Raw genomic sequence first — 20,125 nt, forward strand, 5'->3', positions numbered from 1 at the left:
CCCAAACAAACCACCATTTGGTGTTGTATGTGGAGGGTTGGAATTATAATATTCTTCACCTGTGGGGGCGCCCCCCCCCTAACCACCCCCGGCCCCCCCACACGTGTGTTCGGTCGATTGTCGCGGCCGGTGCGCCCGACTCGGCGTTCGGCTGCGCGCGTCGCGGGCTGCCGCGGCGCCGCCCCCGCGTGTCCGCCGCCGCGGTGCCGGTCGGGAATATCACGCCAATGGTGATCACTTGGGGCCGTCATATGTACGCAACGTGTTCGAAACGGGGAAAGGTCAGGATGCAGGACAGGTAATGGAGGAGGTGTCGCGTGCTGTACCGACTGAGGGTGTCGCTGCCCGATCGGCCCGGATCGCTCGCGCGGGTCACGCAACTGCTGGGCGCGGCGGGCGCCGACGTGATGCAGATGACCGTGCTCGAACAGCTCGGCGGCCGTGCCGTCGACGAGTTCACGCTCTCCTGGGGCGGTGAGCGCGACATCGCCGCGCTGGTCGCCGCGATGGAACGCTCGGTGGGGGTCCGCGTCGAGGGCTGCTGGGCGGCCGGCGAGGTGCCCGGATCCGCGCCGGAGCTGGACGTGCTGGGGCAGGTGGCGCGCGATCCCGGCCGAGCAGTGGCCACGCTGATCGACGCGGCGCCCACGCTCTTTCACGCGGACTGGGCGGTCGCCACACGCGGCGGACGCGGACGGCAGCTGGTGCACCAGAGCTGGCGGGCCCCGGAGACGCCCGCGCTCCCCGCGCTGACCCCGATGCGTCCGCTGGCCTTCGCCTACGAGGGCGACGCGAGCGGCCACGGAGCGGCGGCCCCGATCGGCGCCTCGTGGTTGACCCTGTATGTGGTCCGCCACGAGGGCCCGGCCTTCCACCGCACCGAACTCGAACGCCTGGGCCGCATCGTCGACGTCGCCCTGGGCGTCCTCGGCGAACGCGGCGCAGCAAAGGCCGCAGGCGGCACGGTGTAAGGCGCTCGGGCCGGGCGGGACCGGGCCGGCTCGTTTGCGCGGCCACCGTGGGCGGCCCGGTCCCTGTTCGTGACGCACGTCCGCTCCGCGGCCGGGGTCACGTGGAGCACTCCGCGCTCGGGATGCCTGTCCGCGGCCGAAGCCTGATCCCACTCGACCGATGCTACGCAAAGCCAGTGGCTGGTCGGGCACCCGTCCGCTACGCGGCCACAGCCTGTCGTCCGCCAATGCGCTCGGTCGGCCCGTCCACTCCGTAGTCGATGTCCGGAGTTGCGCGCGAGGCAGGTCGAGTGGATTGGGTCCGGCCGCGGAGCGGACGTGCATCCCGACGCGGAGCGGGGGCGCGCCTGCGGACGAGCAACCGACGAACACCGAATGCGCGCGGCTTGGGGCCGGGCGGATTGGGGGAGTCCCACTTCCGGTGCCCCCATGTGTACTACTCCTGTGGTTTTGGGCAGTGCGAGATGGGAACCATTTGCTGCTATTCGGCGTGTAACGATCGGAACAACTATGATTGTGCAATTGTGCGCGTACTTCGGGCCATCGAGCCGAGCGCACATCGAGCGCGGGGGCCCGACGAAGGCGACGAAGACGTGCAGGACAAGGATGAGACGTCCCCGGCGGCCGAGGCCGGTTCGGGGGCGTCGGGTGGGGAGCCGGGGCCGGAGGGGCCCAGCCGCATAGAACGGCGCGTCCGTGATCGGCGGCGCCGTCGTCGTCGCATCGTGGCGTGGACCGCCGGCGGGCTCGTCACCGTGCTGCTTGCCGCAGGGGGCTTCGGGTGGTGGTTGTACGACCACCTCAACGGCAACATCCGGACCCAGGACTTCGCCGACCGGTTGACCGACCGGCCGCCGCCCACCGGCGGGATGAACGTGCTGCTCGTGGGGTCCGACTCGCGCGCCGGCGACAACTCTGCGTACGGCCGTGACGACGGCGGCACCCAGCGCTCGGACACCACGATCCTGCTGCATGTGCCCGAGGGGCGACAGACCGCGATTGCCGTCAGCTTCCCGCGTGACCTGATGGTCAACGTGCCCGCCTGTCGGACCACGGCGGGCGGAACCCAGCGCGCCTACTTCGGCCAGTTCAACAGCGCGATGGAGGTCGGCGGCGTGCCGTGTGTGGCGGCCACCGTGGAACGGCTCACCGGCGCGCGCATCGACCACCAGATCACCATCGACTTCACCGGCTTCAAGAAGGTCGTGGACGCGCTCGGCGGCGTGCCGATGTACATCGACCAGCCGATCAACGACAAGGCCGCGCACCTGCAACTGCCCGCCGGTGACGTCAACCTCGATGGCGAACAGGCCCTCGGGTTCGTGCGCGTGCGCAAGAGCATGGGCGACGGCAGCGACATCCAGCGCATCGCCCGTCAGCAGGAGTTTCTCAAGGCCCTGATCAAGAAGGTCCAGGACGAGAACCTGCTGACCAACCCGGCCAAGGCGTACAACGTGATGGACGCCGCGACCAAGGCGATCACCACCGACTCCGGGATCAACTCGCTGGTTAGTCTGTACGACTTCGCCAACGGCCTGCGCGGCATCCCGCTGGACCGGATCGAATTCACCACCACGCCGCTGACCGACTACGCGCCGGACCCGAACCGGGTCGCGCTCAAACAGCCCGACGCGGCCCGGCTGTTCACCCGGCTCCGCGACGGGGTGCCGGCGCCCACCCCCGCGGCGACCGTGACGGTCGTCCCGACGGCCGTCAGCCGGTAGCACGAATCAGGGCAGTGCGGGACGTTAACCGTCACCCGCCCGTGACCTCGGGTCGTTGAACTGTACGGTGCAGGGGTCCACCGACGACGCAGCGTCCCGGGCTCTCGGGGCAGACCCGGTAATGGGGCCGCCCGCGACGCTTTACGGTGGACTCGCGAGGGTGCTGGGTGCGGACCGAGGGGCTGGTGGCAGGGGCGCCATGACGGGTCGGGTTCTTCAGGTGGTGCAGGGCACTCGTTGGCGACGGCGCACGGGTGAGTACGCCTCGATCGGCGCCGCGGTGGGTGCCGCGGCGGCGGGCGACTCGATCCTGGTCGCGCCCGGGACGTACCGCGAGGACGTGTCGATCGCCGTCCCGGTGACGGTGGTCGGCTCGGACGGGCCGGGGACGGTGGTGCTGACCGCAGCCGACGGCGTCGCGCTGACGATCACGTCGGACGCGGCGATACACGGCCTGGTCGTCGAGGGTGGCGCCGGCGTGTTGTCGCCGGCCATCGTGATCGAGGGCTGCGCGCCGATACTGGAGGAGTGTGTGGTCCGGGCCGCCTCGGTGGTCGGCGTCGAACTGCGCGCGGGAGCCGACCCGATGGTGCGCCGCTGCCGGGTGAGCAACCCGCAGGGCGTGGGCATCGGGGTGACCGGCCGCTCGCGCGGCACCTTCGAGGACTGCGAGATCGGCGACACCGGGCGCGAGGGCTTCGACGTGCGCGAGGGCAGCGCGCCGATCCTGCGCCGCGGCCGGGTCCGCGACGCGTCCGGGCACGGGCTGCGGTTCACCGGCCCGGGGACCACCGGCAGCGTGCAGGGCTGCGAGATCCACGACGGCTCCGACGCGGAGCCCGCGGTGTTCGTCGGCGATCAGGCATCGCCGCACCTGACCGGCCTGCACATCCATGACGTGGGCGGCGGTGGCATCTGCGTCGCGGGCGGAGCCGCGCCGATCGTCGCCGACTCGCGGATCGAGCGGGTCGGCTGGGCGGGTATCTCGGTCGGCGGCCAGGGCAGCGCCGGATCGCTCTCGCGCACCGAGATCACCTCGGTCAAGGGCACCGGCGTCCAGGCCGACGATCTGGCCACGTTCTCCCTCGACGACTGCACGATCCGCGACGCCGAGGGCAACGGCGTCTCCGTCGATCGCGGCGCCAACCTGACTCTGGTCGGCTGTCGGCTGCGCGACATGGGTCGCAACGGTGTCGACGTGCACGGCCACTCCGAGGTCACGCTCAGCGGTTGCACGATCCGCAGCTTCGGCCGCAACGGCCTCTCGCTCGCCGACCACGGGGCCCGGGCGTCGGCGATCGACTGCGAGTTCCACGACTCCACCGGCGGCAAGCCGGCCGTGTGGGTGGCCGACGGCGCGGACGCGGCGCTGGGCGAATGTCGCATCCACGACGTGCTGGACGGGGTCAAGGTGGCCGGCTCCGGCACCGGCCTGTCCATGCACGATTGCGAGATCCACGACGTGGACGAGACCGGCATCGGCATCGGCGCGGGCGCGGTGGTCTCGGTCAAGTCCTGCAAGGTCCGCAAGGCCACCACCGGCGTGTGGTTCATGGAGTCGGACTGCGGCGGGATCATCGCCGACTGCACGATCGAGGACACCACCGACGGCGTTTCGGTCACCGGCGCGGCCGGTCCCACCGTGCGCCGGGTCCGGGTGGACCGGGCAACCGGCGAGGGCATCCGCATCTCCGGCGGCGGGCGCGGCGACTTCGAGGACTGCGAGGTGCTCGGCGGGCGCGGCTACGGCGTCAACGTGCGCGAGGGCTGCCACCCGGTGTTCACCCGCTGCACCACGCGCGACAACGCCAAGGGCGGCTTCGAATTCGCGGGCCCGGGCCCGGTGGCGGTCGAGTGCACGTCGCAGGGGGACGGGACGAGCGGCGCCGAGACACCGGGCGGCGGCGGGATTTTGGGTACGGCCGGCCCGGCTGCGGCGGCCGGCGCGCAGCCGCAGGGCGTGGCCAGGCTCACCGCCACGCTGCCGATCCCCGGCGCGCGCGACGGCGCGGCCGCCGACGGACCCGTCGCCGAGACGTCCGGGCGCACCGTGGACGAACTGCTCGCCGAGTTGGACGGCTTGGTCGGACTGGCCGGCGTCAAGGCCGAGGTGCGCAACCTGATCGACCTGATCTCGGTCGGCCGGCGGCGCGAGGAGGCCGGACTCAAGGCGCCCACACTGCGCCGGCACCTCGTCTTCACCGGCTCCCCGGGCACCGGCAAGACCACGGTCGCTCGGCTGTACGGCGAAATCGCCCAGGCACTCGGCGTGTTGCGGATGGGACACCTGGTCGAGGTCTCCCGGGTCGATCTGGTCGGCGAACACATCGGCTCGACCGCGCCGCGCACCAAGGAGGTCTTCGACCGGGCCCGCGGCGGGGTGTTGTTCATCGACGAGGCGTACAGCCTGGCTCCGCCGGATCCCTCGCGCGACTTCGGCCGGGAGGCGATCGACACGTTGGTGAAGATGATGGAGGACCACCGCGACGACGTCGTGGTGATCGTGGCCGGCTACACCGACGAGATGGAACGCTTCCTGGGCGCCAACCCCGGTTTCGGGTCCCGGTTCTCACGCACCATCACCTTCCAGGACTACTCGGCCGACGACTTGGTCGAGATCACCCGCAAGCAGGTGAGCGAGCACGAGTACGTGCTCACCGACGACGCGTGCGACGCGCTGCTCGGCTACTTCCGCCGGCTTCCGCGCGGGGCCGCGTTCGGCAACGCGCGCGAGGCGCGGCGTACGTTCGAGGCGATGATCGAGCGGCACGCGACCCGGTTGGCGCAGTTGCCGGGTGCGGGCATGGAGGAGTTGCGCACGCTGCATCCGGAGGATCTCCCCGAGTTGCGGTGAATCGGCCCGCGCCGGCGGGGTAACGGCCGGTGGGGCGGTCGCCCGCGCCGCGTTGTGGATGGTGCGCAAGGTTGTGGATGGTTTGCGATGGCGAAGGAGCCTCACGTGCCGGTCATGGGCATCGACATCGGCGGGACCGGGATCAAGGGCGCGCCGGTGGACACCGACGCCGGACGGCTGACCCTCGAGCGGGTGCGGCTGCTCACGCCCGAGCCGTCCGAGCCGCAGGCGGTGATCGGCGTGATCCGCGAGATGCTGGAGCAGTTCGCCGATACCGACGGCCCGGTCGGCATCACCTTCCCGGGCGTGGTTCGGGACGGCATCGTGCGCACCGCGGCGAACGTGGACAAGTCGTGGATCGACCTGGACGCCGACGCACTGTTCACCGCGACGCTGGGCCGGCCGGTCACGATGGTCAACGACGCGGACGCGGCCGGGGTGGCCGAGATGCGTTTCGGCGCGGGCGCGGGGCACGGCGGCACGGTGCTGATGCTGACCTTCGGCACCGGCATCGGCAGCGCGCTGTTCGTGGACGGCAGGCTGGTGCCCAACACCGAGCTGGGCCACCTGGAGCTGGACGGCCACGAGGCCGAGCACCGGGCCTCGGCGGTGGCCCGGGAGACACACGACCTGTCCTGGGAGAAGTGGGCCGGGCGGGTACAGGACTACCTGCGGCACGTGGAGATGCTCTTCTCTCCGTCGCTGATCGTCATCGGCGGCGGGATCAGCAAGAAGCCGGAAAAGTTCCTGCCGTACATCAAGGTCCGCGCCGACCTGGTGCCCGCGAAGCTGCACAACGACGCGGGCATCGTGGGGGCGGCGATGCTGGTGACCAGCCACTGACGCCGAGGTGTACGCGACGCCGGGCTCAGCGCGGATCGCCGTGGGTCTGCTCGCCGGCCAGGAAGGTGGCGAGCACGTCGAGGTCGGTGATCTCGCTCGGCGCGACCGGGTACGGATCGGCGGACGGCACCACCAGGTCGGCGTACTTGCCCGGGGAGATCGAGCCGGCGATGTCATCGGCGCAGAGCTGGTAGGCCGCGTCCGGGGTCTGCGCGCGGATTGCCTGAGCCACCGTCAGCCACCCCTCGGGGGGGTCGAGCGCCCTGCCCCCGGCGCGAGCGCCTGGTGGTCGCGACGGTGATGTTGTGCAGCGGGTTCTCCGGCGTGCTGGGCGGGTGCGGCGAGTGCGGTCTACGGGGCGGTGATGCCACCGATCGGGGATCCGGTCGATCTCGGCGCGAAGCACGCAGTACGCCGCCGTTGCGCTGCCCCTCGGGGGGCGGGCCGTCCCAGCAGGTCGCCTCGACGTCGATCACCACAAGCAGGTCCATCAGTCGTTTTGCCATGCCGGTCAGCACAACATCTCGGTCGGCGTGCTACCACTGGTTTTGTTCTGACGGTACGTCAGATGTTCGGTCCGTCCGTCCACGGAGGAGTTCGAAGTGGGTACGCACAAGACATCACCCGACACCGGCGTCGTGATCACCGGCGGCGCCTCGGGCATCGGGCGGGCCGCCGCTCGGGCGCTGGCGGCGACCGGCCGACCCGTCGCGCTGTGGGACATCGCGGCGAGCCCGGTCGAGGAGACGGCCAAGGAGATCGAGGCCGAGCACGGGGTGCCGGCGCTCGGCCTGACTCTGGACGTCACCGACACCGAGGCGTATCCGGCCGCGATCCACGCCTCGGCCGAGGCGATGGGCACGATCGGCGGTTTCGTGCACGCGGCGGGCATCGTCGACTCGGCCCCGATCACCGAGGTCACCGCCGAGAACTGGGACCGCGTCCTGGACGTCAACCTGCGCTCCTTCGCGTTGCTGGTCCAGGCGCTCACCCCGCACCTGCGCGAACATGCCGGCTCCGCGATCGTGGGCATCGCCTCGCTCAACGCGATCGTCGGCAATGCACTCAACCCGTCCTACTGTGCGTCCAAGTCGGGCATGCTCGGCCTGAACCGCTCGATCGCCGCCAAGCTCGCCGAGTACCACATCCGCAGCAACGTGGTCTGCCCCGGCTACATCGAGACCCCGGTGCTGGCCCGCTCCTTCGCCCGCCCCGGCACCCGCGAGCGCATGGAGAGCAGCTCGCCGCTGCGCCGGTTGGGCCGCCCGGAGGAAATCGCCGGCGCGGTCCGCTTCCTCCTCAGCGACGAGGCATCCTTCGTGACGGGCACCCACTTGATGGTGGACGGAGGTATGACGGAGACGGTCTGACCCAACCGTGTGGTGCGGCCCGGCGCGAGTCGGGTCGCACCACGGGAGTTCAGCTCAGCCGCAGAGTTTCGCCGTCAAACCGCGCGACCACTTCGAGATGACCACCCAGCGCCTCGATGTAGTTTTTGAGAGTTATCAGCGCACTGCGTTCGATGGCGCCGTTCTCCAGCTTGGAGACCGCATTTTGCGAGACACCGATCGCCGCCGCGACCTCGACCTGAGTCAGAGCCGCGCGATGCCGGAGTTCCGCAAGGCGGTAGGTTCGAGTCGGGTCGAAGACCACGGGGCCTCCCGGATTGACGCCTACTGGATACCACCTGTGAGCTATATAGCCTATAGGCTCTAGTGCGGGTTCAGTTCCACGACCGTGACCTCCGGGGGTGCGCCGACGCGGACCGGTGGGCCCCAGAAGCCGGCGCCTCTCGTGATGTAGAGCATCGTGTCGTCGACCCTGTGCAGGCCGGCGACGGCCGGCTGGTCGAGCTTGACCAGGAGTTGGACCGGGAACATCTGGCCGCCGTGGGTGTGGCCGGACAGCTGTACGTCGACGTCGTACTTGGCGGCGTCGTCCACCTGGACCGGCTGGTGGGCAAGCAGCACCACCGGGCGGGACGGGTCACGATTGCCCAGTGCCTTGGCGAAGTTGGGGCCGTCATGGTGGGACTTGCCGGTGACGTCGTTGACCCCGGCCAGGTCGAAGGCGGCGCCGCCGCGGGCGATCTCCAACCGGTCGTTGGCCAGCGTATGGACGTTCAGCTCGGCGAGTTCGGCGACCCAATCCGCCGCGCCGGACATGTAGTCGTGGTTGCCGGTGACGAAGAAGCTGCCGTACCGGCTGGTCAGCCGCCGCAACGGCTCCGCGTCGCCGCCCAGTTGCCCGGCCGTGCCGTCGGCCAGGTCGCCGACGATGGCGACCAGGTCCGGGTTGGTCCGATTGATCGTCTCCACCACCCGTGTGGTGTGCGCACGCCCGAGCAGCGGACCCAGGTGGATGTCACCGACCACCGCGATCCGGAAGCCGGCCAGCCGCGGGTCCAGCCGCGCCACCGGTATCCGCACCCGCACGGTGCGTGGCGCGCCCAGGGCCTGGGTCATCCCGTAGCCGACGGTGCCCAGCGAGGTGCCCGCGGCCAACAGCGCGACCGACCGGCTCAGCACCAGGCGGCGATCCGGACCCAAGGGCGTGCCCGAGGCGGCGGCCGGCGGCTCGGGGGCGGGCTCCCCGCGGTTCGCTTCCGAGCCGTCTGCGCCGACCGGCACCGCGACCGGCAGGTCGGCCGACGCAGGTTCGACCGCCCCACGCCGCCGCAGCGCCCGCAGCGCGAGCACCCGAGGCACTTCCAGTACCCCGAGCGCGAGCACCACGTACAACAGCAGGGCCATCCAGACGAAGCCCGGCCACGCGATCCACTCCGTGCCGCGCGGGCCGAACGCCTTGGGCAGGGCCAACGCACCCGCCATCGACAGTCCGAGCGCGACCACCACGCCCGCGCCGATCCGCCGCACGAGCCCCGACCGGGTGGTGTCGCGCACGAGTCGCCGCCACACGTAGAGGTGCACGCCGACCAGCAGCGCGAGCACGGCCACGGCCGCGACGATCACCAGGACAACGGTCAAGGCAGGACTCCCGGGTGAATGGATGTTCCCGGGAAGCGTGTCACGCCCGCGCCGGCATCGGCATCCGGCTCGCGGAGTATCCGGGCCTGCTCCCGTGAGCGCGATACGGCGCCATTCCGCCGTATCCCGACGCGGTAGCGACACCCGATGACGGCCTGATCACGCCGCGAATCGGCCCACTCGTGAAGCGAACGAAGCGAAGCGATGACATGTCGCTTCCCCGGCATGCCGATGCACGGCACCGACCGCCCCGGGTCGCCGATCTGCTCCGACGGCGGGTCCTATGCTCGGTGCCATGGTGCGTGTACGAACGTCGCTGGGTGGCCTGATCGGCGAGCAGTCGGACGGGGTCCGGATCTTTCGAGGGGTGCCCTTCGCCGCGCCGCCGCTGGGACCGGCCCGGTTTCGCGCGGCCGGGCCGCCGGCGGCCTGGGACGGGGATCGGGACGCCCGCGAGTTCGCCCGCGCGGCGCCGCAGCCGATGGGCCAGTACGGGGCCGCGCCGGTGGCCGTCGACGAGGACTGCCTGTACCTGAACATCCACGCGCCCGCCGAGCCCGGCCCGCATCCGGTGCTCGTGTGGGTGCACGGCGGCGGGTACACCAGCGGCGCGTCGTTCGAGGGCGTGTACGACGGCAGCGGATTCGCCCGGCGCGGCGTGCTGGTGGTCACGCTCGCCTACCGGCTCGGCGTACTGGGCCTGTTGCACCTGCGGCACCTGCTGGGTGACGAGTACGCCGCCTCCTCGACCAACGCGCTCCTGGACGTGGTCCAGGGGCTGCGCTGGGTGCGCGAGCACATCGGCGCGTTCGGCGGGGATCCCGGCCGGGTCACCCTCGGCGGGGTCTCGGCCGGCGCGAAGCTCACCGCCAACCTGCTCGCGCTGCCCGCCGCGCGCGGGCTCTTCCACCGGGCGATCGTGCAGAGCGGCGGGGCCCAGACGCTGCGTAGCGTGCCGGAGGCCGAGCAGGCCACCGGTGACGTGCTGGCCGCGCTCGAGATCACCCCGGACCGGGCGGCCGAGCTGATCGACGTTCCCGTGGCCGAGTTGCTCGACGCGCAGGCCGAGGCGATCGGGCGCGGCACGGCCCGGTTCGTGTTCCGACCGGTGGTGGATCCCGCCGGGCCGCTGCCGGTGGCCCCGCTGCAGGCCATCCGGGGCGACGTGCCGATCCTGCTCGGGTCGAACCAGGACGAGGAGGAGATGTTCGTGGTCACGGACGGTACGGGGGCACGCGAGCCCGGACCCGCCGACCTGGCCAACCTGCGCCGCCCGGACGCGCTCACCGAGTTGGTGCGCACGTACGCGGAGCTGTACCCGGAGCTGAACGGGCGCTCGCGGCGGATCCGACTGCTCACCGCCGAGTCCTACGGGATACCGACCGTCCGGCTCGCCGAGGCGCAGCTCGCGGCCGGCGGCACGGCGTACATGTACCGCTTCCGCTGGGCGCCCAAGGCGCATCCGCAACGACTCGGGTCGCCGCACGCGATCGACATCCCGTTCGTGTTCGGCACGCTGGACACGCCGCTCGGGCGCTGGTTGACCGGCGGTGTGCCGCCCGCCGCACGGGAGTTGTCCGGCCGGATCCAGCAGGCCTGGACCGCGTTCGTCAAGGGCGGCCCGCCGGTGGCCGACGGGCTGCCGGCGTGGCCCTTGTACGACCCGACCGAGCGGCACACGATGCTGCTCGACGTGCCGGCGACGGTGGTCGGGGATCCGGACCGGGAGGAGCGGCGGGTGTGGGACCACGCGATGTGAGCCCGGTCGGGGTGACCGCGCTCGCGGATCTGATGCCGTGGGGGACGGCCGGGATCGGCACGGGACGGGCGTGGGTGTACGCGCCCGAACGGGAGACGCTGCGTCGGCGCTGGGCCCGGTTGGCTGCCGCCGAGGACCGGAACGCCTTGTTGCAGCCGACTCGTTCGCGGACCCAGACGTCCCGGCCCGCGCCGCTGCCCGGGTGTGACGCGCCGACCGGGCCGCTGGCGCGTGAGGTCGGTGCGACGCCTCGGCTGGTGCGGGTCGCCCGGCGGCCGTTCGATCGGCAGTGGCTGATCGCGGACCACCGAGTGGTCGACTTCGCCCGGCCCGAGCTGTGGCGGGTGCGCGGGGACCGGCAGGTCTACCTGACGGAGCGTCAAGCCGGGGACCCCTGGCCGCTGTTGTGCAGTGCGCTGCTGCCGGATGCGGCCCACCACGGCGGTCGCGGCGGGCGGGTCGCGCCGCTGTACCGGGACCCGGCGGGCCGAGAGCCCAACCTGGCACCGGGGCTGGTCGAACTGCTCGCGGCCGGCCTCGGCGTCCCGGTCGTGGCCGAGGACCTGTTCGCCTGGATCGTGGCGGTGACGGTGGACCCGGCGCGAGTGCCGCTGACCGCCGACCCGCGGTTGTGGGCGGCGGGTGTCGAGCTCGGCCGCCGACTGATCGGCCTGTACACGTTCGGCGCGCGGTTCGGCCGCCCCGGCGACGGCAAACCCCGACTGCCGGGCGGACGCCGCCCGTTCGTCCGCGAACCGGTCCCGGCCCGGCCGGCCGGCGCGACCTACGACGAGGAGAGCCGTTCGCTGCTGCTGGGCATCGGCCGGATCGGCCCCGTCCCGCGCGAGGTGTGGGATCTGGGCATCCTCGAACCGTGGATCGCGGCCCGCACCGAGCCCCCGGGCGAGGGCCTGGAGCGGATCCGCGAGCGCACCTGGTCGACCGATCTGACCAGCGAACTGATCGACCTGCTCCACGTGTTGGGCCTGCTTGCCGACCTGGCCGAGGAGCAATCCGAACTCCGCACCCGGGCCGCCGCGGCCCCCGCCCTCGACCCCACCCCCCTGCTCCCGCCCGCCCCCGCGACCCGCCGCCCACCGACGGTTCTCGATATCACCGAGGAGGGCCCGGGCGGCCAGGCCGTCCTGGTCTGACCCCCGGGCCCGTTCGGCTTCAGCGAAAGAAGATCGACGTGTCGAGTACGGCGTCGAAGGGATCGGGCACGGGAATGCGGCCACCGAAGGGCACGGTGTGCCGCTCCTGGTATTTGCCGTCCGAGGGGGACGCGAAGAGGGTGACCTCTTGGCGGAGCGGGTCGATCAACAGGTAGAGCGGGATCGGACCGGAGGCGTACCCGAGCGGCTTGACCTCACGGTCGTCGTGTTGACTCTCGCGGCCGGCGGAGACCACCTCGACGACGAGGTGGACGACGTCGGCGGGGAGCTTCCAGTCGTCGAAGTCCCAGTTCGCGTCTTCGTCGAAGACGACCATGTCGGGGACGTATCCGTCGCCACCGACGCCCGGGAGCATGATGGTGACGGGGGACATCGGAACGTCCGTGCCTTCGGGAAGATTCGGTTCCAAAAACCTTGAGAACAGTCGACGCAGCAGCCCGCCGTGGCCGCTGACCGGGGTGGGTGACATCACGATGCGGCCTCCGATCAGCTCCACCCGGACGGTTTCCGGGGCCTCTATCGACTCGAAGAGGGCCGCGATACCGGAGTCGGTGGATCGGGGGGCGTTGCCCATGTCGATGCCTCCTGCGGACGACTACGAACACTGCCCACCATACTGATGCACGTGGATCATGTTCCCGATATGTGGCAATCCGGGAGGGCGTCCCGTCGTACGGGCGTGCCGGGCTCAGCTGGGCCTGGGGGTGTTCAGTTCCTTCGCGTTCTCGCCCATGATCATGGCTTTGGTTCGCTCGTCGAAGGGCTCGAGTTCGCTTTCGTAGTCCCTCGGGTTGGGGAGGCCCTCGATGTGGGGCCAGTCGGAGCCGAAGACGACGCGGCTGGGGCCCATCAGGTCGACCACCTCGATCAGGTCGTCCTCCCAGAACGGGTTGATCCAGACGTGCCGCTTGAAGGTCTCCACCGGGTCCTCGGGGAACAGGCCGGGGATCTTGCGGCCGACCGAGCGCAGCTTGCGGAACAGGTCGCCGAGGAACTCGGAGCCGTTCTCCACCGAGACCACCCGCACGTTCGGGAAGCGCTCGAAGAGGCGATCGAGGATCAGCGACGCGAGGAAGTCCACCACGCCCATCGCGCCCCGGCCCAACACCTCGACGAGCCGATACCGGCCCGCCAACACCTTCGCCACGGTGGCTCCCTGTGCACACGTTCCCTCGGGGACGACGATCGACCCGGGCCCGGTGGGGTGCGCGCCGCGCGCCCGAAGTTCGGTCCCTGCAAGGATGATTGCCGCCGAACGATCGCTCCCGCAGCGAGTTTCCCGAACGGGTGATCGGTGGCTTTGCGCCACGGGCAGCCCGGGCCCTCTCGTGTCCTCCCGTGTGGGTGACGGTTGTTGGGCCGAACGAGGGAACGGTGTGCGCGGCGACCGTCGGGGACGATGCCGGCGACCTAGCGTGGTCGGGTGAGCAGACACGGAACCCGCCTGGCAGCGTCGCTGGCGCTCGCGTTCGGCGCGGTTGCCGTCCCGGCCGGGGCCGCGGCGCCGCTCACCGGACCTGCGCCGGCGGTCGGCCGCAGCTCTGACCGGGTGCTCCGCCGGCCGATCCCGCCCCCGTTGCCGCCCTCGTCGTCGCTGCCGTCGAGTGGACCGCTCCGGCCCGACAGGCGGCTGCCCGGGACGGCCGCGATCCCCTCGGAGCTTTGTCCCCAAGCGACCCGCGCGACGGACCCGGACGGGGCGGCGCTGCCCGGCACCTCGCTCTTGCGTGATCGCACCCGCGCCCTCGGCGCCGCTCCGATGGGGATGGCCTGCCGGGGCCTGCCGGATGCCGGCCGCGGCGACAAGCCCGGCGCTGCGCCGAGGGTCTCGCCCGGCGTCGTGGCCCGACCCGAGATCGATCGGGCCGGCGTCGGACCGCACCGCCACCGGTCGGACGGACGCGCCCCGACAGCCCCCGGCAAGCCCCCGCGTAGACCCCAGCCTTCCGGCTCGCGCGACGACGCGGCCAAGGACCGCGGTGCCGCCGCCGCCAAGCGGGCGGTCCACGACGGGCCCGCGCTGATCGCCCGCAAAGCCATCACCGACCATGTCGCGAACACCGGCTCGGCCCCACTAGTGCCGCTGAGCCTGGCGGCCGGCGCGCTACTGTTCGTCGGCGCCCTGATGCTCGGCGCCGCCCGCCGCCGCCGCGGTCGCCCGCACCGCGACTGACCCCGACGCGACCGCCGAGCAGCTCCGGTCCACGCACACCCACGGAGCAACTCCCGCGCGCGCCGCCGTCCGCTCCCCTACCGCCCCAGACACTCCCGGACCGCGTTGATCAGGCAGAGTGCCCGTACGTCCGTGTGCAATGGGGACTGGCCGTTCGTTACATATGCGAAGGCCAAACCCGATGCCGGGTCGGCGAAGGCCAGTGGGCCGCCGCTGCCCGGGTGGCCGAAGGCGGCGGAGTCGGTGGAGACGGCGAAGAAGGCGGTTTCCGGCTTCATGAAACCGAGGCTGAAGGCGGTGTGTTCGCCGAGGATGCGGTCCGGGCCCTCGACCGCCGTGCGGGTCACCTCCGTGACGGTCGCGGGCGAGAGCAGTTGCACGCCGTCGAGCGTGCCGCCGCCGGCGAGCATCGCGTACACGCGGGCCAGCGCCCGAGCGTTGGTGACGCCGAGCCCGGAGGGCACCTCCCACGCGAGTACGTCCGGGTCGTGATCCGCGCCGGGAGCGGCGAGTTCGGGCAGTGCGAGCATCGCCCGACCGAGATCGGAGTCGAGGTCGAGCAGCGCCGGGTCCATCGGCACGAGCGTGGTCAGGTGCGCGAGTCGGGGCACCACCGTCGCGGGCAGGCCGATGTACGCATCCACGCCCAGCGGGCCGGCCACCTCCTCGGCCAGGAACGCGCCCACCGTGCGACCGTCCACCCGCCGGATCAGCTCGCTCGCGTAGAACCCCCAGGTCACCGCGTGATAGCCGTGCGCCGCACCGGGCTCCCACGCGGGCCGCTGAGCGGCCAACGCATCCGCCAGCGCATCCGGCATGGCCACCTGGGCGAGCGTGATCGGCTCGTCCAGGAACGGCAACCCGGCCTGGTGCGAGAGCAGTTGGGACACCGTCACGTCGCGCTTGCCGGCCGCCGCGAACTCGGGCCAATAGCGGCACACCGGCAGCGCGGGGTCGAGCAACCCCCGGTCGATCAGGACCGCCAGGCAGGTCGCGACCAGGCCCTTGGTGACCGACCAGACCACCTGTACGGTGTCCGGCTCCCAGCTGCGGCCCGCGTCCGGTTCGGCCAGTCCGCCCCACAGGTCCACCACGGGTGCTCCGTGCAGGTGGACCGCGAGCGCGGCGCCCACCTCGCCGTGGAGGGCGAAGTTCTCCTCGAAAGCGGCCTGTACGGGCGCGAATCCGGGCGCGACGAAACCGTCGACGTGCATGGCGTGGTCCTTTCGCGAGCGCTCGAAGTACGCCACCGGCGCCGATGCGGTCGGCGGCCGTCGCCTCGTCAGTTCCGGGGGGTGACGCCTTCCAGTACGAGCGCCGTGAATTGGGCTTCCAGTTCGGGCAGGGTGCGGTCGACGCCGGACTTCCATCCGGCGGTCAGCCACAACGGATAGGCGAGATAGCGGTAGACCAGCTCCGGGTCCAGGTCGGCACGGAACTCCCCGGACTCGATCCCCTCCTGGAGGGTGTTCAGCCACAGGTCGCGGACGCGCATACCGTCCATCGCCAGATGCGCGAAGCGCGGCAGCGTGGCCAGGTACGCGTAGTCCCGGACGTACATCGTGGCCGCGTCGGGGTGGTGCTCGATGGTGCGGAACGCGGCGTGCACGAGGCCGCGCAGCCGGTCGCTCGACGTTTGCGCATCTGCGAACGCCTCGTCGTACCAGATGGACAGGTCGCGCATCGCGGCGGACAGGATCTCGTCGACCAAGTCCTCTTTGGAACCGAACCAGTGATAGATGCTGCCCGCGAGGATTCCCGACGCGTCGGCTATCTCACGGACGGTCGACGCGACAACGCCCTTGCGGGCGAACAACGTTGCGGCCTCGGACAGGATCACCTCCCGGCGCGGAAGTGCTTCGGGTTCCGTCTTCCTGCGTGCCATGAGCGCCCGTTCTCGGTCCGGCGGGTGGATGAGGCTGCGTTGGTGCTGTGCAGCCTAACCGCAGGTGGAGCGGTTGCCGTTGATCTGTGGGGGATTGCCTTCAGGGAGAACCTAGGGAAGAACCTGACTGCCTATCTAACATTTGTTAGATTGTGCTGAACCTTCTACGCCAGTTTCCGAATCGCTGTCAAGGCCCTTGCCAGCAAAGGGTGTTGCGGTCTAGCTTGAGCCGCATCCGGGACTCCGTGGGGGATGGCCGGGCGGGGAGACGACGCGAGAGGCGTTGGCTCCCATGGCTCGTTCGACGACACGCACGGCGCATGCCGTGCGTACGACATGCACCACGAGAGCGGAACGAACACGTCGGCGACCCGTCGGGGGCAATCCCTGTGCGGGCGGCTCGACCCTGTCCGTCCGTACCGCGCCGTCGGCCGGTGCTCGTGGCAGCGCATCGGCCGAACTCCCGGCATTCGCACCCGGCGTGTCCTGAATCATGGCCACCTTCGTCGCGCCGCCTGCCGCCGTCACCCGCCCGGTGATCGGCTGCCCGGCCGTCGGTCCGGGGGAACTCCCGCGGACCGGACGCCGGTTGCGTGACAACTCGGGTGCGCTGTCGCGCCCGGTCCTGATTCCCGTGTTCGTGGTGCGCCCGAAAGGGTCGTTCCCAACCCCGGTGACCGGATCGGGCGGGACGAGATGAACCAAACCGGTACAGAAAACGTGTCGTGGCCGGGAGGTGACGCCGGGTCAGGAGGGGAGTCGGCGTACGACCGGGGCGCGGGGGCCGCCCCGGATACATCCGGGTCGCGGTCGGACGGGGCGGGGGAGCCCTGTTCGACCATCGATCCGGCTTCCGGTTCGGCCCCCGATACGGGTGGCGTGCGGGCGGGGGGTGATGCCGTGTCAGGTACGGCATCCGGCCCCGCGCGCCGCCCGGGGGAAGGGTCCGAGGCCGGGGTGCGCCCGCATGCGCGCCCCGGCCCGGGGCCCGGACGGCCGCGCGGTCGGCGGCCTGGTGCAAAGCTCGCCGCGGCGGCGATCGCCGCGGCGCACGCGGGTCCGCTCGGGGAAGCGGTACCCGTGGGTTCGAGCGGCCCGGCCGCGCGTGCGCGAACGGCCGTCGCGCACGCGCGCGAGTCGGGTCATTCGAAGGAGGGCGACCATGCCTGACCCGGTGCGGCTGTACGCTTCCGGACCCGAACCGATCCCGGCCACCGCGTCCGATCAGGTCCGCCAACCCGTGCTGCGGGCTCGGGACATCCGGGTGGACTTCGCCGGCGTACGCGCCGTGGACGAGGTGTCGGTGCGCGTCGATCGCGGCGAGGTGGTCGGCGTGATCGGACGGCACGGCAGCGGCAAGACCACCCTGCTGAACGCGATCACCGGGGTCGTGCCGGCCACCGGCGACCTGTTCGTGGCCGGGCTGCCGGTCCGCCTGGGCAGCCCCGAACGCTCGCGCCGGGCCGGCCTGGTCCGAATGTTCCAGACGCCGCAGCCGGTTCGCGCGCTCTCCGGCGCGGACAACGTCGTGCTCGCCGGCTCGGACATCCGGCATCGAGGTCTGCTGGCGGCCTGGCTGTCCCGTCCGCTGATGGCGCGGGTCGAGCAGGAGCGGCAATTCGGTGCCCGGGTCGCGCCGGATCGGGCCGGCGCGCGGGGCCGTCCCGAGCGCGGCGCGGACGTACTGACCTATGGCGAACGGCGGCTGCTGGACATCGCGCGCGGGATGGTGGCGGTGCCTCGGGTGCTGATCCTGGACGAGCCGAGCGCCGGGTTGAACGCGCGCGAGACGGAAGCCTTGCTGCTGCTCCTGCGCGGTGTCGCGGCGGACGGCGTGGGGCTGTTGGTGGTGGATCACAAGATCGACTTCGTCGACGCGTTGTGCGATCGGGTCACCGTGTTGGAATCCGGCCGCGTGGTCGCGGAGGGCACGCCGGCCGAGGTGCGACGGGACCGCCGCGCCGTGGACGCATGTTCCGGGGGAGTACGCGATGCCTGAGACCGAAATGCCACACGTCGACATCGACGATGTTACCGAAATCGCCGGGATCGGCAGGATCCCGGAGCAGCGAACGGGCACACCGGACCCGCTGGAGGGCGCCCGGACCGACGATGTGCCCGAGACCGCCGGAATCGGTGCGTTCCCGGAGCGGCGAGCCGGCACACCGGACCCGCTCGAAGGCCCCCGGTCCGCGGTCGACGGCCTGCCCGGCGACCTCGGCGCCCTGCCGTACGAACCCGACGCCCCGCGCACCCAGACCCGGCTCGTGGCCGCGGTCGGCGCGAAGCCGGGCGGGCGCGAGCCGCGTGCCGCGCACGGGATCACCCGCGCGCGGCGCTGGATCCGGCTGCGCCGGTCGTAGACCGCCTACAGCCCCGGCGCACCCGGCGGGTACTTGACCGCGTTCTTGACCATCTTGTCCCGCAGCGCCTGCGCCGGGTCGATGCCGAGCCGGTCCGCGAGCCCGAGCAGGTAGGCCAGCACGTCCGCGATCTCCTCCCGGACGTGCTCGCCGCGCTCGGGGTCCGACATCACGTCGGCGGCTTGCTCCGGGGTCAGCCACTGGAAGATCTCCACCAGTTCCGCCGCCTCCACGCTCAGCGCCATCACGAGGTTCTTCGGCGTGTGGTAGGGCTGCCAGCGCCGCTCGGCGGAGAACGCGACAAGCGCGGCGGTCAGGTCGGCGAGGTCGGAACGGGCCGGGGGAGTGGTGTCCATGCCCCATGCCTACCGCATCCGACGCGCCCTCGGCGCACCGGCCGTGTCACCCCGACGGGGGAGAATGACCCAGGGCGCGTCCGGTCGATCCGGCGGGCCCGAACGCCGTCGTCCGCTCTGGAAGGTTCGCATGAGGGTCGCCACCTGGAACATCAACTCGATCGGGGCCCGGCTGCCCAAGCTGCTTGAGTGGCTGGAGCGGGCCGCGCCCGACGTGGTGTGCCTGCAGGAGCTCAAGTCCACGCCCGAGGCATACCCGACCAAGGAGCTTCAGGAGATCGGCTACGAGTCGGCCGTCAACGCCGGCGGGCGCTGGAACGGCGTCGCGGTGCTGTCCAAGGTCGGCCTGGCGGACGTCACCCTCGGCCTGGAGGCGGGTCCGGGCTTCCCGGAGGTCGACAGCCCGCACGAGGCCCGGGCGATCTCGGCGACCTGCGGCGGCGTGCGCGTGTGGTCGGTTTACGTGCCCAACGGCCGCGAGGTGGACAACCCGCACTACGCCTACAAGTTGGAGTGGCTGGCCGCGCTGCGCGCCGCGGTCGCCGCGGACGCCGCGGGTCCGCGACCGTTCGCGGTGCTCGGCGACTTCAACGTCGCGCCCACCGACCGCGACGTCTGGGATATCTCGCGGTTCGGCGAGAACTCCACGCACGTGACACAGGCCGAGCGGGACGCGGTCGCCGCCCTGGAGACCGTGGGGCTGCGCGAGGTGATGCCCCGGGCGCTCAAGTACGACGTCCCGTTCACCTACTGGGACTACCGCGAACTGGGCTTCCCGAAGAACAAGGGCATGCGGATCGACCTGGTCTACGGCAACGCGCCGTTCGCGGCGGCGGTCACCGACGCGTACGTCGACCGCGAGGCCCGCAAGGGCAAGGGCACCAGCGACCACGCCCCGGTCGTGGTGGACCTGGACGCGTAGCGCCCGGGCCACACCCCGCTCTCGGAGCCGACGGCTCGTCGACTCCGAGAGGGGGCGGGCGCGCTTCGCCTCCGAGACCGAGCGCCTTGGGATCGGGCGCCGCGAGCGCGTGC

19 protein-coding genes are annotated in these 20,125 nt (G+C 71.7%); 11 read left to right on the top strand and 8 right to left on the bottom strand.

Annotated features, from left to right (window positions below; genetic code table 11):
- The first annotated feature begins 317 nt into the window (after positions 1-317).
- The 4 genes from ABZS54_RS23065 (at position 318) to ppgK (ending at position 6,392) form a co-directional block, all read left to right on the top strand.
- Complete coding sequence (locus ABZS54_RS23065; RefSeq protein ID WP_355539097.1) at positions 318-971, top strand: ACT domain-containing protein; 654 nt, start codon at positions 318-320, stop codon at positions 969-971.
- A gap of 725 nt (positions 972-1,696) precedes the next feature.
- Positions 1,697-2,695: an LCP family protein gene (locus tag ABZS54_RS23070; RefSeq protein ID WP_355539100.1), complete on the top strand. Its 999-nt coding sequence runs from the start codon at positions 1,697-1,699 to the stop codon at positions 2,693-2,695.
- 199 nt (positions 2,696-2,894) lie between these two features.
- Positions 2,895-5,549, top strand: a complete 2,655-nt coding sequence (locus tag ABZS54_RS23075) for a right-handed parallel beta-helix repeat-containing protein (protein ID WP_355539103.1) — start codon at positions 2,895-2,897, stop codon at positions 5,547-5,549.
- A gap of 105 nt (positions 5,550-5,654) precedes the next feature.
- Positions 5,655-6,392 (top strand): polyphosphate--glucose phosphotransferase, encoded by a 738-nt coding sequence (gene ppgK / locus ABZS54_RS23080; RefSeq protein WP_355539207.1) that lies wholly within the window; start codon positions 5,655-5,657, stop codon positions 6,390-6,392.
- A gap of 25 nt (positions 6,393-6,417) precedes the next feature.
- Here ppgK and ABZS54_RS23085 read toward each other — a convergent pair whose 3' ends face one another.
- Complete coding sequence (locus ABZS54_RS23085) at positions 6,418-6,624, bottom strand: amidohydrolase family protein (RefSeq protein ID WP_355539106.1); 207 nt, start codon at positions 6,622-6,624, stop codon at positions 6,418-6,420.
- A 370-nt stretch (positions 6,625-6,994) separates the two neighbouring features.
- On the opposite strand from ABZS54_RS23085, the gene ABZS54_RS23090 reads away from it, so the two are divergent.
- Positions 6,995-7,762 (top strand): SDR family NAD(P)-dependent oxidoreductase, encoded by a 768-nt coding sequence (locus tag ABZS54_RS23090; protein WP_355539109.1) that lies wholly within the window; start codon positions 6,995-6,997, stop codon positions 7,760-7,762.
- 49 nt (positions 7,763-7,811) lie between these two features.
- Here the strand turns inward: ABZS54_RS23090 and ABZS54_RS23095 are convergent, their stop codons facing one another.
- Together ABZS54_RS23095 and ABZS54_RS23100 are read right to left on the bottom strand one after the other, a co-directional pair.
- Positions 7,812-8,045: a helix-turn-helix domain-containing protein gene (locus ABZS54_RS23095; protein WP_355539112.1), complete on the bottom strand. Its 234-nt coding sequence runs from the start codon at positions 8,043-8,045 to the stop codon at positions 7,812-7,814.
- A gap of 59 nt (positions 8,046-8,104) precedes the next feature.
- Entirely contained in the window at positions 8,105-9,379 is a 1,275-nt protein-coding gene (locus tag ABZS54_RS23100) for a metallophosphoesterase (RefSeq protein ID WP_355539115.1), read from the bottom strand.
- A gap of 295 nt (positions 9,380-9,674) precedes the next feature.
- Here ABZS54_RS23100 and ABZS54_RS23105 point away from each other — a divergent pair, with 295 nt between their 5' ends.
- Positions 9,675-11,138 carry a carboxylesterase family protein gene (locus tag ABZS54_RS23105; protein ID WP_355539118.1) on the top strand — a complete coding sequence of 488 codons (1,464 nt, stop codon included), beginning with the start codon at positions 9,675-9,677 and terminating at the stop codon, positions 11,136-11,138.
- Entirely contained in the window at positions 11,120-12,292 is a 1,173-nt protein-coding gene (locus ABZS54_RS23110; RefSeq protein WP_355539121.1) for a type ISP restriction/modification enzyme, read from the top strand. Before ABZS54_RS23105 ends, ABZS54_RS23110 begins: the two co-directional genes overlap by 19 nt.
- A 19-nt stretch (positions 12,293-12,311) precedes the next feature.
- Here the strand turns inward: ABZS54_RS23110 and ABZS54_RS23115 are convergent, their stop codons facing one another.
- Both ABZS54_RS23115 and ABZS54_RS23120 read right to left on the bottom strand, forming a co-directional pair.
- Positions 12,312-12,887, bottom strand: coding sequence for a Uma2 family endonuclease (locus ABZS54_RS23115; protein WP_355539124.1), 576 nt, complete (start codon positions 12,885-12,887; stop codon positions 12,312-12,314).
- Positions 12,888-13,001: 114 nt separating this feature from the next.
- Positions 13,002-13,460 carry an amidohydrolase family protein gene (locus tag ABZS54_RS23120; RefSeq protein ID WP_355539127.1) on the bottom strand — a complete coding sequence of 153 codons (459 nt, stop codon included), beginning with the start codon at positions 13,458-13,460 and terminating at the stop codon, positions 13,002-13,004.
- 276 nt (positions 13,461-13,736) lie between these two features.
- Here ABZS54_RS23120 and ABZS54_RS23125 point away from each other — a divergent pair, with 276 nt between their 5' ends.
- A complete protein-coding gene (locus ABZS54_RS23125; RefSeq protein ID WP_355539130.1) occupies positions 13,737-14,486 on the top strand; it encodes a hypothetical protein in 750 nt (249 codons plus the stop codon).
- A 77-nt stretch (positions 14,487-14,563) separates the two neighbouring features.
- On the opposite strand, the gene ABZS54_RS23130 is transcribed toward ABZS54_RS23125, so the two are convergent.
- Complete coding sequence (locus tag ABZS54_RS23130; RefSeq protein ID WP_355539133.1) at positions 14,564-15,700, bottom strand: serine hydrolase domain-containing protein; 1,137 nt, start codon at positions 15,698-15,700, stop codon at positions 14,564-14,566.
- A 68-nt stretch (positions 15,701-15,768) separates the two neighbouring features.
- Positions 15,769-16,371 carry a TetR/AcrR family transcriptional regulator gene (locus tag ABZS54_RS23135; RefSeq protein ID WP_355539136.1) on the bottom strand — a complete coding sequence of 201 codons (603 nt, stop codon included), beginning with the start codon at positions 16,369-16,371 and terminating at the stop codon, positions 15,769-15,771.
- A 1,162-nt stretch (positions 16,372-17,533) separates the two neighbouring features.
- Here ABZS54_RS23135 and ABZS54_RS23140 point away from each other — a divergent pair.
- On the top strand, positions 17,534-18,370 hold the full coding sequence (locus ABZS54_RS23140) for an ATP-binding cassette domain-containing protein (RefSeq protein ID WP_355539139.1): 837 nt from the start codon (positions 17,534-17,536) through the stop codon (positions 18,368-18,370).
- Positions 18,363-18,734: a hypothetical protein gene (locus ABZS54_RS23145; RefSeq protein WP_355539142.1), complete on the top strand. Its 372-nt coding sequence runs from the start codon at positions 18,363-18,365 to the stop codon at positions 18,732-18,734. The genes ABZS54_RS23140 and ABZS54_RS23145 overlap by 8 nt, the downstream gene beginning before the upstream one ends.
- 5 nt (positions 18,735-18,739) lie before the next feature.
- Here ABZS54_RS23145 and ABZS54_RS23150 read toward each other — a convergent pair whose 3' ends face one another.
- The gene (locus ABZS54_RS23150; RefSeq protein WP_355539145.1) at positions 18,740-19,090 is read right to left on the bottom strand and encodes a nucleotide pyrophosphohydrolase; all 351 of its coding nucleotides are present in this window, start codon (positions 19,088-19,090) and stop codon (positions 18,740-18,742) included.
- A 130-nt stretch (positions 19,091-19,220) separates the two neighbouring features.
- Here ABZS54_RS23150 and ABZS54_RS23155 point away from each other — a divergent pair, with 130 nt between their 5' ends.
- The gene (locus ABZS54_RS23155; protein ID WP_355539147.1) at positions 19,221-20,012 is read left to right on the top strand and encodes an exodeoxyribonuclease III; all 792 of its coding nucleotides are present in this window, start codon (positions 19,221-19,223) and stop codon (positions 20,010-20,012) included.
- Positions 20,013-20,125: the final 113 nt, after the last annotated feature.

The sequence above is a fragment of the Embleya sp. NPDC005575 genome, from assembly GCF_040605455.1.
GTDB lineage: Bacteria > Actinomycetota > Actinomycetes > Streptomycetales > Streptomycetaceae > Embleya.